The organism is Parendozoicomonas haliclonae (assembly GCF_900174585.1).
Lineage (GTDB): Bacteria > Pseudomonadota > Gammaproteobacteria > Pseudomonadales > Endozoicomonadaceae > Sansalvadorimonas > Sansalvadorimonas haliclonae.
Genome location: NZ_FWPT01000002.1, coordinates 172776 through 189751, shown reverse-complemented (window position 1 = coordinate 189751; position 16976 = coordinate 172776). Strand labels below are relative to the sequence as shown.

Sequence of the window (16976 nt, the reverse complement as noted above, 5' to 3'; positions counted from 1 at the left end):
GCCCCTAAATTGTATGACCTAAACAGAAAGCCCAGAACCAATTATTCAGGCTGGCTGATAACCTCGTAACTTGAGGAAACCTCTTCAAGTCTTTTTAGTTCCCTCTTTGTCATATCCTCTGCGATCACCGGAATTCTGTTCAGGTCGATGTCCGGCAGCTGTAAGTGGTGTCTATCCAACCAGTCAATCAGCCGTGGGGCATGGAGTCTCAAAGTCTCTTTGCTGACATCTTTCCACTGGTGGAACCAGGGCGTCAGGGTGGAAGACAGGTTGTAGCTGTACTCTTTACCGGTCAGCTCTGAGGCTGCCTCGATGGTTTTCTGGAAACTCTCAATCCGCCGTTCCAGAATTTTCGGGATATATCCTGCGGATGCCAGCTGGGCAAAGAAAATGTAATAGAAATGCCTGTCGATCACCTTCTCAGTGTCATCACTCGTATCCTGAGTATCTTCAACGAAATCATCACCAGCCTTCAGTCGAAGAGCGCTGTCATGTATTTCCCCCAGAGCCAGTGCCAGATCATTCAATTCCGCTTCAGCGACAGCATCTCCATTGGCTTTCTTAAAGCGTAAATAGGAGGTGTAGGAGCCATCCAGAATACCTTGAGCGGATATGAGGTAGGAGTCCATGCTCAGGAAATCATTGAATACCCACACCATATTGTCTTCGTGTACATAGCTATCGTTCCTATCCAGCTTAATGGCATCAGGACGGGATAAAATCAGGGCTTTAAACCTTGCTTGAGCTGTGAATTCGGCCAGTTCAGGATTATCCGGTAAGCCGTCTTTGTTCCTGTCCAGTGTATTGGTCAGGATATCTTTAACGGCATCGACGATAAGAGGATCAGATTGATCATTACCCATCAGTTCAATCCCAAAGATATTGGCCAGGACTTTGTTGGAAGCTTCTATCGAGGCTGCTGTGCGCTTGCTCTCTTCAGCCTGTGCATGGCTAAAAGGCAAGACAATGCAGACCTGGAGTAGCACCAGAAATACCCGACGCATAAAAGGAGTTGTTGTTAATCGTTGCGAATGCCTTTTGTCCATGAACGCCCTGCCTGTGAGTCTGAGAATGACCAAGCGAGACAATATAGCTATTGCTTAGGTGAGCGCTGTGGATGAAGCGTGAGGGCTTGATGGCAATCGGTAGTCTTTTGTTGCCCGTCGAGTGGATAGAAAACAGCATGTGTCTGTCGGTGACAGTGCGTTATGGCTGTGCCGGAGATTGTAAAATCAAGCCCGCAGTAGGCGGGCTTGATTGGGGCAATGGTCAGGATACGACGGTAATCATGCGGCGGTTACCTCTTTCAGGCGGGGCTTGGGCTTGTTACGGTCGGCCGCCTTTTTGATGACGGTTGTGCCTTCAAAGGACTCCCCTTCAATAAAGGGCTTGCCGTAGTAAGAGGCCAGCAGCACGTCTTTCAGCTCTGTGATCAGCGGATAACGAGGGTTGGCGCCGGTGCACTGATCATCAAATGCATCCACAGACAGCTTGTCCAGGCTGTTCAGGAAGTCCGCTTCGTTAACCCCGGCTTCTTTTATAGAGGCTGGGATATGCAGCGTAGTCTTCAGCTCTTCCAGCCAGTTCAGCAGGCGTTCAATCTTCTGGGCGGTTCTATCACCGGCTTGCGCCAGACCAAGGTGTTCGGCAATTTCCGCATAGCGACGACGGGCCTGAGGGCGATCGTACTGGGAGAAAGCCGTCTGCTTGGTTGGGTTGTCATTGGCGTTGTAGCGAATGGTGTTACAGATCAGCAGGGCATTGGCCAGACCGTGTGGCAGGTCAAACTCCGCCCCGATCTTGTGAGCCATGGAATGACACACACCAAGGAAAGCATTGGCAAACGCAATGCCGGCCAGTGTTGCGGCATTATGGACTTTTTCCCGGGCAATCGGATCATTGGCACCGTTTGCATAGCTGGATGGCAGATACTCCTTGAGCAGTTTCAGTGCCTGCAGTGCTTGCCCATCGGAATACTCATTGGCCAGCACGGAAACATAGGCTTCCAGGGCGTGGGTCACCGCATCGTAACCACCGAAGGCCGTCAAAGACTTCGGCATATTCATGACCAGGTTGGCATCCACGATGGCCATGTTGGGGGTCAGTTCATAATCGGCCAGTGGGTACTTGGTGCCGGTCTGTTCATCGGTGACCACAGCAAAAGGCGTGACCTCGGAACCTGTACCGGAGGTGGTGGTAATGCAGACCAGTTCAGCCTTCACGCCCATTTTTGGAAACTTGTAGATCCGCTTGCGAATATCCATAAAGCGCATCGCCAGTTCTTCAAAGCTGGTTTCCGGATGCTCGTACAGAACCCACATTATTTTGGCAGCATCCATAGGTGAACCACCACCAAAGGCGATAATCACATCCGGCTGGAAGCTGTTCATGGCTTCCGCCCCTTTTCTCACCACCGCCAGTGTTGGATCAGCTTCCACTTCAAAGAAGGTCTGCACTTCCATGCCCTGAGCTTTTAACAGGGTGGTAACGTCATCGGCATAGCCGTTATTGAACAGGTAGCGGTCGGTGACAATCATGGCCCGCTTCTTCCCGGCCAGATCACCCAGTGCGATAGGCAGGCTGCCACGGCGGAAGTAAATGGACTTGGGCAGCTTGTGCCACAGCATATTTTCAGCACGCTTGGCGACGGTCTTGGTATTGATCAGGTGTTTCGGGCCCACGTTCTCGGAAATGGAGTTACCGCCCCAGGAGCCGCAACCCAGAGTCAGGGAAGGCGCAACATTAAAGTTATAGAGATCACCAATACCGCCATGGGTCGTTGGGATGTTGACCAGAATACGGGCGGTCTTCATTTTGTCGCCGAAGTAACGAATGCGATCCTGATTAACATCCTGATTGGTATAAATGCCGGAGGTGTGACCAATGCCACCGATCTCCACCATCCGTACCGCCTGTTCAACGGCATTTTCAAAAGAGCTTGCGCGGAACATGCCCAGTGTTGGTGACAGCTTCTCGTGGGCAAAAACGTCGTCAGCCGTCACTTCCTGGCCTTCACCGACCAGAACCTTGGTATCGGCAGGCACGGTCACGCCTGCCATGTCTGCAATTTTGACGGCAGGCTGGCCAACAATATCGGCGTTCAGGGCATGGTTGATAAACAGAACATCACGCACCTTGTCGGCCTCTTTAGCCGTCAGGATATGGCATTTGTGGGAAGCGAAGCGGGCTTTCACCTCGTCGTAGACTTCGTCCATCACAATAACCGCCTGCTCAGAGGCACAGACGACACCGTTATCAAAAGTCTTGGACATCAGTACTGAGGCAACCGCCCGTTTGATATCGGCGGTTTCATCAATTACCACCGGAACGTTACCGGCACCCACACCGATAGCTGGTTTACCTGAGGAATAGGCCGCCCGCACCATGCCCGGGCCACCGGTCGCGAGAATCAGGTTGATATCGTTATGCTTCATCAGGGCATTGGAGAGCTCGGCAGACGGTTCGTCAATCCAGCCAATAATATCTCTGGGGGCTCCGGCTGCGATGGCGGCATCCAGAACCAGCTTTGCTGCAGTGTTGGTGGAGTTCTTCGCGCGAGGGTGTGGAGAGAAAATAATAGCGTTACGGGTTTTCAGGGAAATCAGGGATTTAAAGATGGCGGTTGAGGTGGGGTTGGTAGTTGGAATAATACCGCAGATAATGCCCACCGGTTCGGCAATGGTCATGGTGCCGAATTCATCATTCTCTTCAAGAATGCCGCAGGTCTTTTCATCTTTATATTTGTTGTAAATAAACTCGGAAGAGAAGTGGTTCTTGATCACCTTGTCTTCAACAATACCCATTCCGGTTTCTTCAACAGCGATCTGGGCCAGAGGGATGCGGGCGGTGTTGGCAGCAAGTGATGCCGCACGAAAAATCTTATCAACCTGCTCCTGGGAGTAATTAGCGAATTCACGCTGTGCTGTTTTTACCCGGGCTACCAAATCATTCAAGTCATCAAGCGTTTTGACAGGCATACAACCTCCCTCTGGGTACTGTATATGAGACCCATTGGTAAAAGATAAGGATCACAGCACGCCAGATGGCAGAAGCCTTGAATGCAGGTTTTGCGGTCGGCTGATAGCATCTGTTGTAAGTGCGTGCGTTTTTGGTTTTTGATGTTTTTCGCTAGTTAATGTCGGGCATTAAAGGGTGTTTTGATGCGTCCCTTTTGCCTTGTTTGAGGTGATTATAGGGCTGGCAATGGCTGAAAAATTGATTTGAATCAAGGGCTGGATGAGTCAAAACAAAGCAAACACAGACGTCCATAATGAAACGTTTTTTATTTTTCAGTTTGCTTTTTAATGTTTGATGATTGTCGTTTATTTTAAATTTTGAAGCGCAATTTTTGGTTTTGTTAATAACAAACAGAGCGAAAAACTGCGGTCTTTAATGATCGTAACACTCGGTTAATCGGCTGAGACATCTTGCGACAAATTTCGTTGCCGTTGTCACACTTGTAAGACAACACTGCGTTTAAATAGCACCATGACATTTTGACGCGGCCTTCTTAAGAACTTTCCTGGAGATTTCCTGAAAAGTAGCTTGAAGATTCAGCCCCAAGTGTTGTGACCCCGATTTTTGCTGTTGTAGTGGTTTAACTGGCAATAAGGCAACCCGAACTTATCCCCCTCGGGTCTTCAAACCATGGTCTGACGCAGGAGGTGAGAGAACCTGCAGAACCTCAGACCATGGTTTTTTTTATTTACCTTCCTGTTAATTCCTTATCCCGCCATACCGGTTCCAGCCCTTGCGCTTTTAACATCTCCGCAATTGCTGCTGGAGAACGGTCATCATCGATGCTGAACTGTTCCAGTGCCTGCTTCTCTTCATGGTTTTCCCGTTCGGCGTAACCGCCGGGCATAGTGCTGGATGCTGCCGTCATGCTGGTAATGCCCAGTTTGGCAACATTGTTGCGGAATAGTTCTGATTCCCGGGTCGAGAGACTGAGTTCCACCTCTGGAAATACCAGACGCCAGGCACAGATAAGCTGAAGCAGCTGCCGGTCACTGACTGGAGAACGTGGCTGAAAGTCACCTTCACAGGGACGGATACGCGGGAAGGAAACCGAGTAGCGGGTTTTCCAATACGTCTTTTGCAGGTAGTCCAGATGACACGCCGTCATGTAACTGTCTGCCCGCCAATCTTCAAGGCCAAGCAGGGCGGCCACGCCTATTTTCCGGATGCCGGCCCGACCGAGACGATCAGGAGTATCAAGGCGGTAGACAAAATTACTTTTGCTGCCCCGCTTGTGGTAATCGCCGTAAGCACTGCGGTGATAGGTCTCCTGGTAGATCATCACTGCATCCAGCCCAAGGCTAATCAGCTCGGCATACTCATCTTCATCAAGAGGCTGCACTTCGATACTGACGTGGGCAAAGTGCTGTTTGATATACGGAATCACTTCCCGGAAGTACTTCATGCCGACAGTGCCGGGAGCTTCACCCGTTACCAACAGGATATGTTCAAAGCCCATGCGTTTGATTGCGGCAATCTCTTTGTCCAGCTGTTCGGTGGTCAGGGTTTCCCGGCGAATCGGGTTTTCCAGACTGAAACCACAATAGGTACAGATGTTGTGACACTTGTTGGAAAGATAAAGCGGCAGATAGAGCTGGATGGTATTTCCGAATCGTTTGCGGGTCAGGCGCAGGCTCTCCGCAGCCATCTGTTCAAGAAATGGTTCGGCGGACGGGGAGATTAAAGCCAGGAAGTCATCGGGCGTCTTACGGGCTTTAGTCAGGGCAATATGAACGTCAGCTTCCGTATAACTGTGAGCCCGCATACGGGCATCATCCCAGTTCAGGGAAGGCAGCGTATCGCTGAAATTATGTTGGGCTTGGGCTGACGACATCATGACTCCAGAAAGGCGGTCAGCGGACTGCTGGCTTCTGCTTTAAGTTGGCGTCCGCCAAGGCCGGATTCATAGGCCATGCGACCCGCTGTCACTGCCATGCGGAAAGCGTCAGCCATCACCACCGGATTACCGGCGACAGCAATGGCGGTATTGACCAACACAGCGTCAGCGCCCATTTCCATCGCTTCAGCGGCATCAGAAGGGCTACCAATACCGGCATCCACCACCACCGGGACATTGCTGCCTTCAATAATAATCTGAATAAAGTCTTTAGTGCGCAGACCCAGGTTACTGCCGATAGGCGACGCCAGCGGCATAACGGCCGCACAGCCAACATCTTCCAGGCGCTTGCAGATCACCGGGTCAGCATGGATATATGGCAGCACATGGAAGCCCTGCTTAACCAGCTCTTCAGCGGCCTTAAGCGTTTCAATCGGATCCGGCATGAGATAACGCGGATCGGGATGAATCTCCAGTTTCAAAAAGGAAGTGCCGAGAGCTTCCCGAGCCAGTTGTGCGGCAAAGATGGCTTCTTCTGCGGTGCGGGCGCCGGAGGTGTTGGGCAGCAGGTTAACGCCACATTCCAGCAATGGAGCAAGGATATCGTCATCACTGGCGTGCACATCGACACGCTTGAGTGCCATGGTGACCAGCTCGGTCCCGGAGGCTTTGACCGCATCAGCCATAACCTGACGGCTGCTGAACTTACCGGTGCCGAGAAACAGGCGTGAATGAAAAGTCTGGTTGGCAATGGTCAACATGGGATGAGGGAGTCCTGTTGAAAATGGGTGTTGTTTTTAGAGCGGTTGATTAACTGTTCAGCCACCGGCAGTCGCCCGGATAATCATAATGGCATCGCCTTCGCACAGTTGGCTTTGTGGCCACTGGGATTGTGGAACCACCTGTTGATTGCGGGCGATGGCTGTCCCTTTGGCAGGGATCTCCATATGCGCCAGCAACTCCGCCAGTGAGAGTTCGGCAGGCAGTTCGTAAGGCTTGTTGTTCACAGAGATATGCATGAGAAACCCGTTGGACGGTAACTGTATTATCTACAATTTTTTGCCGATTGTAGGTGGCTGCCGCAGTCTTGGGAAGGGGCGGTTTCGGTGACCCAAAGTTCCATATTCAACAAATATTGAAATAATTTAATAAAATTCAAATATTGTTGACAGCGGTAAGTGGATGGTTAAAATCCGCCTCAACTTCAGTGTGTGTGATCTGTGGTGCGGGGGGCGCACCGCAGATCATAACTTCCTTTTGTGACTTTCCCTGTCACTCTCGCGTTTTCTCTCTTTTTTATTCCTGCTGTCGAGTCATTGCCGCATTGGGCGAGCTCAAGTTGCCTATTAAGCATTCGATTTGTTCATATTTTGTGCGTGTTTTGGGCATTTTTTAAGCAAATAAGTACGGCACAGATCAATGTTTTTGATTTGTAAGGTTTGTAAAGTTTGCGCCCTCAAAGGGGAGCCCCCTCATATCCCCTTAACCGTAAGCCAATTACCTGCACTCTTTGAAACACATTGGAGTTTTCATGGCCCAGGGCACAACTCATACCGCTGCATCTGTTGATGCGAAAGCTAAAAGCTGGACCAAGCGTGACACAGAATGGATGCTGACCCTTTTCGGTACCGCGATCGGTGCCGGTGTTCTGTTCTTGCCTATTAACGCTGGTCTTGGCGGTATCTGGCCTCTGATCCTGATGACTATCCTGATCGGCCCGATGACCTTCCTGGCTCACCGTGGTCTGACCCGTTTCTGTCTGTCTTCCAAGAAGGCTGACTCTGACATCACCGAAACTGTAGCTGAGCACTTCGGTCCTAAGGCTGGTTCTCTGATTACCCTGGGTTACTTCGCTTCTATCTACCCGATCCTGATGATCTACGGCATCGGTATCACCAACACCATTTCCTCCCTGATGGTTAACCAGCTGGGTATGGAAACGCCTAACCGTGCACTGCTGAGCTTTGTACTGGTTGCCGGTCTGGTTGGTGTTATGACCTGTGGTCAGAAAGTGGTTCTGAAAGTCACCAACGCGCTGGTATACCCACTGCTGGTGGTACTGTTCGGTACCTCCCTGTACCTGATCCCACAGTGGAACACTGCCCAGTTTGAAGCATCTGTTTCTGTTGCTGATTTTGTGAAGACTGTGTTCCTGACCATTCCGGTTCTGGTATTCGCGTTCAACCACTCTCCAGCGGTTTCTTCCTTCGCAACGGCTTACCGTAAGGACGAAGGCGACAACGCTGAAGCAGCGACCAACAAGACCCTGAAGCGTACTGCGTTCATGCTGGTTGGTTTCACCATGCTGTTCGTTTACTCCTGTGTACTGACCCTGTCTCCAGCTCAGCTGCTGGAAGCCAAGGCTGCGAACCTGTCCATCATGTCCTACTTCGCTCAGAACACTGACAGTGCCATCTTCGGCTGGTTGGCTCAGATTGTTGCGATAGTAGCGATTGGTTCCTCCTTCTTCGGTCACTACATGGGTACCCGTGAAGGTCTGCAGGGCATGATCGTGAACAAGGCCAAGCGTGAAGGCCGTCCGGTAAACATGAAGCTGGTTGACCGTGGCATCATCGTGTTCATCACTCTGACTGTCTGGGCTGTGGCTTACGCGAACGTATCCGTAATGGGCATGATCGAATCTCTGGTTGCTCCAATCCTGGCCATGATCCTGTTCATCATGCCGGTATACGCAGTGAAGAAGATTCCTTCCATGAAGAAGTACGAATCTGCCTGGAACATCTTTACCGTGATCATGGGTGTGGTTGCCATCACTGGCTTTATCGCTTCCCAGCTGCTGTAAGCGGCCCGCGGTTATAAACGGCTAATCACAACAGCGTTTCGATTTAAGAGGGAGCCTTGCGCTCCCTCACTATTTTTTAACCAATTAATGCTGTCACAATTGTTTGAAACAGATAGCTCTGGTACAAATAAGAAAAAATAAAAAAGTTAACCAGAAGACATATTGAGTTTATCGACAGACAGTCAACGTCTTCATTCGTCTTTTACAGGAACAGCCGACAGTGGCACTCAGCATCTTTGACATCTTCAAGATTGGTATCGGTCCTTCCAGCTCCCATACCGTAGGCCCAATGTGGGCAGGTCATCGCTTTCTGAATGATCTGCGCGAGAAGGGCATTCTCGACAGTATCACCTCTGTGCGTGTTGGCCTGTATGGCTCTCTGGCACTGACGGGTAAGGGTCACAGCACCGACAAGGCCGCTTTGCTGGGTCTGGCTGGCTACCGCCCGGACAATATCGATCCGGATGCCGCTGACCAGGTGTTTGAAGACATCGTCAACAAAGGCGTGATGATGCTGGCCGGCGAACGTGAAATCGCGTTCGACTATGACAGCCAGATGATCTTCCACTACGGCGAAGAGCTGGAACATCCAAACGGCATGCGTATCTATGCCGCTGACCAGAACGGTATTGTTGTTTATTACAAGACTTACCTGTCTGTCGGTGGTGGTTTTGTTGTGTGTGCGGACGAGTTCAATGCCCCTGCTGAAGCCGGCAAGCTGGAAGCCGTTTCTTCTGCACCAACTGTACCTTACGAATTCAAGACAGCTGCTGAACTGCTGCAGCTGTGCAAGCAGCACAACCTGACTATCGCTGAACTGGTATTTGCCAACGAGAAGGCACTGGCTGATGGCGATATGGAACAGGTGAATGGCAAAATCGACGCGATCTGGGAAGTGATGCGTAACTGCATCGACCGTGGTCTGCGTATGGAAGGTCTGCTGCCGGTTTCCAACATGAAGCGTCGCGCTTCCACCATGTACAAGCAGCTGCTGGGCAGTCCGGAAGCGATGCTGAAAGATCACTTCGCGATTATGGACTGGGTCACTCTGTTCGCCATGGCCGTGAATGAAGAGAATGCCTGTGGCGGTCGTGTGGTCACCGCTCCAACTAACGGTGCAGCCGGTATTATTCCTGCGGTTCTGGCCTACTACACCCGCTTCACCAACAACGTGAGCGAGCAGGGTGTGCGTGACTTCCTGGCCACTGCTGCTGCGATCGGCATGCTGTACAAAATGAACGCGACTATCTCTGGTGCGGAAGCAGGCTGTCAGGCAGAAGTGGGTTCTGCCTGTTCCATGGCGGCCGGTGCACTGGCAGCAGTTATGGGCGGCTCCATCAATCAGGTTGAGAACGCGGCCGAGATCGGTATGGAACACAACCTGGGCATGACCTGCGACCCGATCGGTGGTCTGGTTCAGGTGCCATGCATCGAGCGTAATGGTATGGCGGCGATCAAGGCGATTACGGCAACCCGTATGGCGCTGCGTGGCGATGGTAACCACGAAGTGTCTCTGGATTCCTGTATTGAGACCATGTACCGCACAGGTCTGGATCTGCAGAGCAAGTATCGTGAAACCTCCACCGGTGGTCTGGCAGTCTTTGCCAAGCCGCAGTGTGTGGCTTGATTCCCTGATTATTTTTGAATAAAGAATCCCGCGTTGGAAACAACGCGGGATTTTTTTGATTCCAGATTTTAATCTGGAACTATAGAGCCATAATAAAAACTTTTGCAATCTCAATCCCTTTCTATACTGCTCCTTCCACGAATAAAGGGGTATGGGGGATATGTCTTTATCTTTGAAGTTAAAGGCAAGTTTGGTCGTGTATTGTGGGGGAAGTCTGCTAGGTGCTCTTGCATCCTTAAATATGCCCGCAGCTTATGGACAAGGTGTAGTGATGACATCGTCCAAGGCTTCTGGCAAACAGGTCTATACCTTTTCAATAAATCGAAATTCAGACAGCCTGACGGATCAACAAAATCAAATTGATACTTTCTATACGGAAGGTGCGATTCCTGTTGGAGACAAACGCAAAGGAAGAGTGAAGCTGGTTAGAAACCGGCAGGAAGGTAAGGACCAATGGACACTTAGCTTTTCTTCTGTCAGCGAGTTTGAGACGCTGCCGCCTATTCCCGATGGGCAGTTTATTCAAGTCGTTGAAAGTATTGATAGTGACGTACCGCTCCTGGCTGATGTTACCATGGAGGATACTTCAGGTACGTTGATGGATGAGCCACTCCCTGCGAATGTCTCTTCCATAACTCCCTTAAATGATTCGATTGCTCACATACCCGCTTCCAACGAGGGGGAAGACAGCCTTCTTGATTTCACCTCTCCATCCTCTGTTGGAGACCCCCCCACAAGTGGGAATGTGATGGATTCTCAGGTTCCCAGCCCGGTGCCCAGTACGCACAATGATTCGTCGGACATCTCTGAGCTGGATCCTCTGGTATCGGGAGCAGAAAATACAGGAGGGCTCAAGCTACCCCCCGGCACGACGGCAAAACTGGTCGGGGATTTGGCTTCAATGAATCTCGGCGATGGCGATGGCAATAAAGAAGTGCCTAGTAAGCCTGCTCCGACATCAGTCAAAAAACCTACACTATCTGAGCTCCAGGGGATTAATGATGATATGGAGGTGAAGACCTCTTCAGCTCCAGTTCCGGTTTCAGTTCCAGCTCCAGCACAGGTTATGGAGGTAGAGAAACAAGCTTCTCCCTGGTTTATTGCCAGACTCAAAACCGATGAACTGTACCGGGTTTTACCGGTCAATGGCGATGCTCAGGTTGATACCTTATTTTCCCAAACGTTTACTTCGGCAGATGGCGACCTCGCATTGGAAATGGAGATCGAGCCTGTCGATAGGGTCGCCGAGAGATCGCTGTCTGAATTGTCCACTTTAAATGAAGAGAATTCGAGTGGGGCAGGAAGGCAATTTTCTGATAAGGCTATGGAAGGTAACGGCCCAGTCGTGAGTTTTGATATTGGGAGGGAGATGCAAACAACAGATGTGCTGGTTGTTAGTATTGATGAACCTTCTGACTCATCTGCCATGATAACGTCACTGAATACCTCCACGCAGAAACTGGTTCTTTTCAGGGATAATCTCCATAAGGATGTTTATGTAAGCGCGAATAGCTCCGGTGATTTTCGTGCTTTTGTGAGGTTTAAAGATGAGTACGGCCACAAACTGATAGCGCCGGCAATGCCGTCAAAAGAAATCCGTTTGCCACGTCTGAATCAGCGGGTGGGTTCGCACCTTGGGGTTGAATTGGTGCATACGCCGGATCAGCAGTTTATGTGGAAGGAAGTCGAATCTCAGAGTTCAGCCTTTTACCTGCTCGACTCAGAAGCTTCGCGACTACCTGCACAAGAAATTCAGATCACTGATGTATCGCGTTATACCTTGTCTGGCAGGCAGTTGATGCGTCGGGAAAATGAACCGAATATCCCGTTTATTTTCAGCAAACCTGCAGAGGGGGCACTGGGGCGTATTTTTATCCAGGGCGGCAGGTATGACACGATTATTAAGCGGGAGGATAAGAAAAAATCCTGGGTGCCAGGCTATAAAAATGCAGCCCAGGTTATGAAGCTTCGGGTGAGTGAGCAGTCCAATTTTCAAACCCAGCAAACAGGCTTTGCCGGAGCGACGAAAATTGAACCGGTTCTTCTGGCTTCAGTAGCGCTTCGGGGTAACAATCACAGCAGTCTGGCATTAGCATCCAGACCTAGCCTGATCGAGCCTTTCCATAAATCCCGCTCCGGGAACAACCTCTATATAGATATCTCCGAGGACAGCCAGCTATTGGCACTGCATGAAGACGATAAGATTGATCTGACAATTGGCTATTCGTCCATCCAGTTGACACCAACAGCTCAGAGTTCCCCACAACCCATGACCAATGCACCCTATTTGGGATCCTACCGCATCGGAGATGGCAGTCGTTATCATCGTTTTCTACGAGTCAATGATGCGACACTGGCACTCCCGCTGATGTATACACCCAGTGGAGTCCTGTCCAGTCAATGGACTCCTGGCCCACGAAACAAGTTCCCTGCTTCCCAGCACCGGGAGTCATTGGAACACTATCTGAGTATCAAGCCTGGTGTGAAGGATCAGGTGATGAGGGTGGCGTTAACATCAGGCCATGAATCGGCATTGAGAGCTGTTAAGCCGACTTCATATCAGCGGGAATCGACCAATGAGCACTATGTGACGGGAAATGAGGTAACGGGATCTACGAAAAAAGAAGTTTTTTATAACGACAATCTGCCGGATCTTCTCGACCCTGAGCAGGATCATGCCGTTTTCTACGAGGTTCTGGATCAGCCAGTTGCCAGTGTTTTCTCGGCATATGAACAGGGCAGCACGCTAGTCTCTATCAGTGGCTGGACAGATAGGAGAACTATGCCAGTAGGCTCCCATGAAGTTGAATTATCAATTCTGGGTCAACCGGTAAAATTAAAAGTTATCCGTGGCGATGGAAAAATTTTGCTGACCTTTAACAAAGATCTTGAGGCAGGTCACTCAGAAGCCGCGGATATTTATTATCGTTTGGTGCTCAGGCAAGGCAATACTTTACAGGGAGAATCGTCCCATGTGTTGAATTTGTCCAAGACTGTGGGACGGGCTAATGAGTACCTCTTTGAAGATGCTCATCCAGAACTGGATTATCAGCTGGAAGTTCAACCTGTTTTAAAGCACTCAGCAGATTTCAACGGAGAGGGTGTTGTTTATGGTGTGGTTAGTAAAGAGACTGGGGAGTTTTCATTCAAGCTGAATGTTATGAGTTTCCATCCGAAAGTCGCCACTTATGTGGGCCGTTGCCCTAATTGTGAGTATCTGGTTCATTCTGAAGCGATCGGAGCAGGAGCCTACGCCCACTTCTTTCTTAACCCCGGGATGGATAATGGGGCGAAACCTACACCAACAATGCGAATGGATGTGGTTTCAGAGACAAGCGTTGACGATAAGAGTTCGCTGGTGGATAGCGTGACGTTCCGGCCTGTGCAAACGGCTGTTGGTTTCAGGGTGCAGTCCAGTGAAGGTCATGATGGCACGCTTTCCACTTTTGATCATTCAAAGAGGCACGTTCACCTCCAGCCTGCTAATGACATCAAGAAAGCCAGGCTCAAGGTGCCGCTGAGTAAAAGTGTGACGCCTCAACGCACACAAAAGGGTGAGGTAACGGTGCTTTATCAAAGGCTGGTGACCCAGCAGACCAAAATAAAGCCGCAGAGAAGCCTGGAAAAGCAAAAGAATGATTTGGCCGCGTTGGTGGATCAGATGGATACCGAGCGCTGGGATGTTTCCCCTGCCTTAAGTCAGATGCATGCCAAACGTCCGGATTTCAAGGGGTTTGAAATGAAGGGGAAATATTCTCAACTTGCAGTGACTCGGCCCAATAAGCATAAGAGAGCCAAGGAAGTTCTAAAGGTAGTGATTAGTGACTCCAGATCCCAAAAGAGCGGTCAGGCAATGACGGTCAGTAAAGGGGAAGGTTTCGTGGCCATGGAATCCGTTCCGTTGGAGACGGAGAAGGATGAGCGCTGGAAGTTTTACCTGAATGCGGAACAGGCATTATATGCCTCAGCAGGGGTTCTAGATGTCACTGTTGCGGCGCCCACAAGGTCCATTACCAGCAGTGAGCCTGTGAATGTGCCGTCTTCTTCCGGAGGCGGTCTCTTTGGCACCTTTGGCAGAAGAACCTCTCGGCAGAACTCCCATAACAGCCATTCAGGAAGTCAGCATACAACCCCTTCCTCAAATGCGGTAACGCCAGGGTCGAGCAATGCTCCAAACTCACCCGTGGGAAGCGTCGAGAGCAAAAATCAGATGTTAGTGGATTTACCACCGGACTCCTTGGGTAGTCAGGTGAGTTCTGAGACTACCTCAATGACTTACGGAGGCAGCATTGGTTCAGGTTCCGGTTCCGTTGGTAAAAGACATGTACCTCTGCCACCTCCTCCCCCCGATGAGACGGCTCAAGCTCTACTAAAAACTGGGCACTATGAAGGATCTAATAGTCTGAGATCGAACAGTATTGGGGGAGGGAATAGAGAGGATGACTATGAGGATTTAACCAAATATCAGAGGCCATTAGTTTCGTCAGCTTCTAACTCTTCTCTTGCGAGTGGGGTGGATCCGAATCAGACAAGCATGCAACAGCAACAGATGATGCTAAATATGATGCAGATGCAGATGCAGATGCAGCAGCAGATGCAGCAGCAGATGTGGCAGCATCAGATGTGGCAGCAGCAACAACAAATGCAGAGTATGCGTGGCAATACCGGTGGCCAGGTGGGTAGCCAAACGGATAGTGGCAGTACATCACCAGAGAATACGGTGGTGTCCTCTGAGGGATCGGTTGGCTCACAAACCGGTTTTTCACCAGCAGGAACAACGGTGGATCCTTCCGTGAGTATGACTTCTCTGTCCTCACAGGCATCAACACCTCCTTCTGGCTTTCCTGGTATGGGAGGGTTCTCTGGTGGGATGCCTAACATGATGGGAGGGACTGGCATGATGAGTATGGGTGGGATGCCCAATATGATGGGAATGCCCAATATGATGGGAGTGCCTCCTAACATGATGAATATGAGCGGGATGCCCAATATGATGCCGATGGGAGGAGGAAACATGGCACCTACGCTTCCATCAGGGTATCAGTCGCCACCGCCTATGCAACCGGCAGTACAACCAGTCAGTGGGCTTATGGTACAACCACCGCCATTAAACCCGCAGGGGACTGCTCGGTCTATCAGCAATGGCATGAACAAGACTTATCAATAACGGTTTGGAGGGAAGTAACCCAAACAGATCGGGTTCTTCCTTCTGGCTACAAGGAAAGAATTGGTATCTCGGAGATATAGCTAAACATTGCGAAGAGAATGAACTGATGCCTTTAGCAGGGCATCAGTTCTTTTTTTGGGGAGGGATTATTGCTTGGTGCGTTAAGCACCCGGCAGCGGAACAGGCTGACCATTCACAACGGCAGAGCCATTCTTCATGGAAATTTCTGAAACATATTTATTATCTTTCAGAGTCACCATGCCGGTTGCTGTCATCATGCCCAGCATCATTTCGACCTGCATCTCATCAACAGGTTGTCCCTGTGCCTGACTTTCCACTGCGATCAGAGCCAGTTTTTTAGCCAGCAGCTCGTCAGCGGATGCGGAAGCACTGAAGTTCATATTAGACCGCAGGAAGTGTTGATCCATAAGTTGCTGCAGGGTGATGTCATAGTTATCCAGCTTGAGGTTGGCACTGCTGGCAAAGGTACCTTCCGGCAGAGTAAAGGTAATGTTGGCAATATCTAGTTCAGGCTTGCCAGCCATCAGCTTGTCAAAGGATTCTGTCAGAACCATCAGCATCTGCTCTTCAGCCTTCGCCAGATCGCCACCGTCACGCATATATTCCTGCAGAGCCAGCGTGTAAGCACGATTGAATTCGACGCTGTAGTTACGCAGAGAAGCTTCGACTTTGGCGTGGGTCAGCATCAGCTCCGGGGTCTGTACCCTATCAGCCGAATAGGTAACGGTAATATCACCGGCATCCTTTTGCTCATTAAGCGTGACGTCCGCAAAGACCCCCAGCTTATCGAACAGGTACTCGTCGCCGGCATAGAGACCGTCTACGGTGAAGCCAAAGTGACCAGGCATCATATCGCCATAGGTATAGTCACTGGGCATAATACCATTCATGGTAACGGCGAGTTTTTTCAGTATGAGATCTTGTCCGGCCTTTTTAGCCATAACCTTGATCTCTTCAACGCCACCTTCATAGGCAAAGTTTTCACCGGAGAGCATGCCAGTACCGGTAAAGGCGCCAATATTGGCCCGATCTTCATCGTCCTTCAGAACAAAAGCAGAAACCGTATCCTGGAAATGGATATCTCCCAGCAGGTTGATCAGGCCCGTCTGGGTAATGGCCGGCATCTCTTCAACGGGCCAGTCGGCCATGAGTTCACCGGCATTGGTCATATCACTGTTCCAGCTGGCCCAGCCGAATTGCAGGCCATCTCCCAGAATAACCGGGCCATGATTCATGGTGACCTGATATTTCAGATCAAGTTTTAACGGCGGCTTGGTCGGGTCCAGTGGCAGGTTGATATGGGTGTTTACTACACCCTTGGAGCTGAACCAGCTCTTTTCATAGCTTTCCCATTCAATACGAATATCGGGAGTGGAGAGTTTTGCAAAGGTTTCATCAAAACGGTCTTTGGCGAGAGAGCCAACCAGCCCAGGCGTTCCCAGAACACCTGCAAGCACGATAACGGATGAAGCAAGAACGACTTTTTTCATTATGTCCTGTCCGT

Annotated in this window: 9 protein-coding genes; 3 read left to right on the top strand and 6 right to left on the bottom strand. The window is 50.4% G+C overall.

All coding sequences use genetic code 11. The features are described from left to right. Positions 1 to 41 precede the first annotated feature (41 nt). The 5 genes from EHSB41UT_RS04145 to thiS form a co-directional block, all read right to left on the bottom strand. On the bottom strand, positions 42 to 1046 hold the full coding sequence (locus tag EHSB41UT_RS04145; protein ID WP_133060386.1) for a hypothetical protein: 1005 nt from the start codon (positions 1044 to 1046) through the stop codon (positions 42 to 44). 240 nt (positions 1047 to 1286) lie between these two features. Continuing rightward, complete coding sequence (gene adhE / locus EHSB41UT_RS04140) at positions 1287 to 3977, bottom strand: bifunctional acetaldehyde-CoA/alcohol dehydrogenase (RefSeq protein WP_087107208.1); 2691 nt, start codon at positions 3975 to 3977, stop codon at positions 1287 to 1289. 728 nt (positions 3978 to 4705) lie between these two features. Further along, on the bottom strand, positions 4706 to 5851 hold the full coding sequence (gene thiH / locus EHSB41UT_RS04135; protein WP_087107206.1) for a 2-iminoacetate synthase ThiH: 1146 nt from the start codon (positions 5849 to 5851) through the stop codon (positions 4706 to 4708). Further along, the gene (locus EHSB41UT_RS04130; RefSeq protein ID WP_087107204.1) at positions 5851 to 6615 is read right to left on the bottom strand and encodes a thiazole synthase; all 765 of its coding nucleotides are present in this window, start codon (positions 6613 to 6615) and stop codon (positions 5851 to 5853) included. The genes thiH and EHSB41UT_RS04130 overlap by 1 nt, the downstream gene beginning before the upstream one ends. A gap of 57 nt (positions 6616 to 6672) precedes the next feature. Beyond that, positions 6673 to 6873 (bottom strand): sulfur carrier protein ThiS, encoded by a 201-nt coding sequence (gene thiS / locus EHSB41UT_RS04125; RefSeq protein WP_087107202.1) that lies wholly within the window; start codon positions 6871 to 6873, stop codon positions 6673 to 6675. A gap of 512 nt (positions 6874 to 7385) precedes the next feature. Between thiS and EHSB41UT_RS04120 the strand changes: the two genes are divergently transcribed. The 3 genes from EHSB41UT_RS04120 to EHSB41UT_RS04110 all read left to right on the top strand — a co-directional run bounded on the left by EHSB41UT_RS04120 (position 7386) and on the right by EHSB41UT_RS04110 (position 15451). Next, on the top strand, positions 7386 to 8657 hold the full coding sequence (locus tag EHSB41UT_RS04120; protein WP_087107200.1) for an SLC5/6 family protein: 1272 nt from the start codon (positions 7386 to 7388) through the stop codon (positions 8655 to 8657). Positions 8658 to 8877: 220 nt separating this feature from the next. After that, entirely contained in the window at positions 8878 to 10284 is a 1407-nt protein-coding gene (locus tag EHSB41UT_RS04115) for an L-serine ammonia-lyase (protein ID WP_087107198.1), read from the top strand. A gap of 160 nt (positions 10285 to 10444) precedes the next feature. After that, positions 10445 to 15451 carry a hypothetical protein gene (locus tag EHSB41UT_RS04110; RefSeq protein WP_165767144.1) on the top strand — a complete coding sequence of 1669 codons (5007 nt, stop codon included), beginning with the start codon at positions 10445 to 10447 and terminating at the stop codon, positions 15449 to 15451. A 161-nt stretch (positions 15452 to 15612) separates the two neighbouring features. Here EHSB41UT_RS04110 and EHSB41UT_RS04105 read toward each other — a convergent pair whose 3' ends face one another. Then, entirely contained in the window at positions 15613 to 16962 is a 1350-nt protein-coding gene (locus EHSB41UT_RS04105; protein WP_165767143.1) for a YdgA family protein, read from the bottom strand. Positions 16963 to 16976: the final 14 nt, after the last annotated feature.

What these genes read in the sequence shown, in the direction of transcription:
- thiH (WP_087107206.1), bottom strand. Translation starts at nt 5,851, where the DNA reads ATGTCGTCAGCCCAAGCCCAACATAATTTCAGCGATACGCTGCCTTCC.
- EHSB41UT_RS04105 (WP_165767143.1), bottom strand. Translation starts at nt 16,962, where the DNA reads ATGAAAAAAGTCGTTCTTGCTTCATCCGTTATCGTGCTTGCAGGTGTT.
- thiS (WP_087107202.1), bottom strand. Translation starts at nt 6,873, where the DNA reads ATGCATATCTCTGTGAACAACAAGCCTTACGAACTGCCTGCCGAACTC.
- EHSB41UT_RS04130 (WP_087107204.1), bottom strand. Translation starts at nt 6,615, where the DNA reads ATGTTGACCATTGCCAACCAGACTTTTCATTCACGCCTGTTTCTCGGC.
- adhE (WP_087107208.1), bottom strand. Translation starts at nt 3,977, where the DNA reads ATGCCTGTCAAAACGCTTGATGACTTGAATGATTTGGTAGCCCGGGTA.
- EHSB41UT_RS04145 (WP_133060386.1), bottom strand. Translation starts at nt 1,046, where the DNA reads ATGGACAAAAGGCATTCGCAACGATTAACAACAACTCCTTTTATGCGT.
- EHSB41UT_RS04110 (WP_165767144.1), top strand. Translation starts at nt 10,445, where the DNA reads ATGTCTTTATCTTTGAAGTTAAAGGCAAGTTTGGTCGTGTATTGTGGG.
- EHSB41UT_RS04120 (WP_087107200.1), top strand. Translation starts at nt 7,386, where the DNA reads ATGGCCCAGGGCACAACTCATACCGCTGCATCTGTTGATGCGAAAGCT.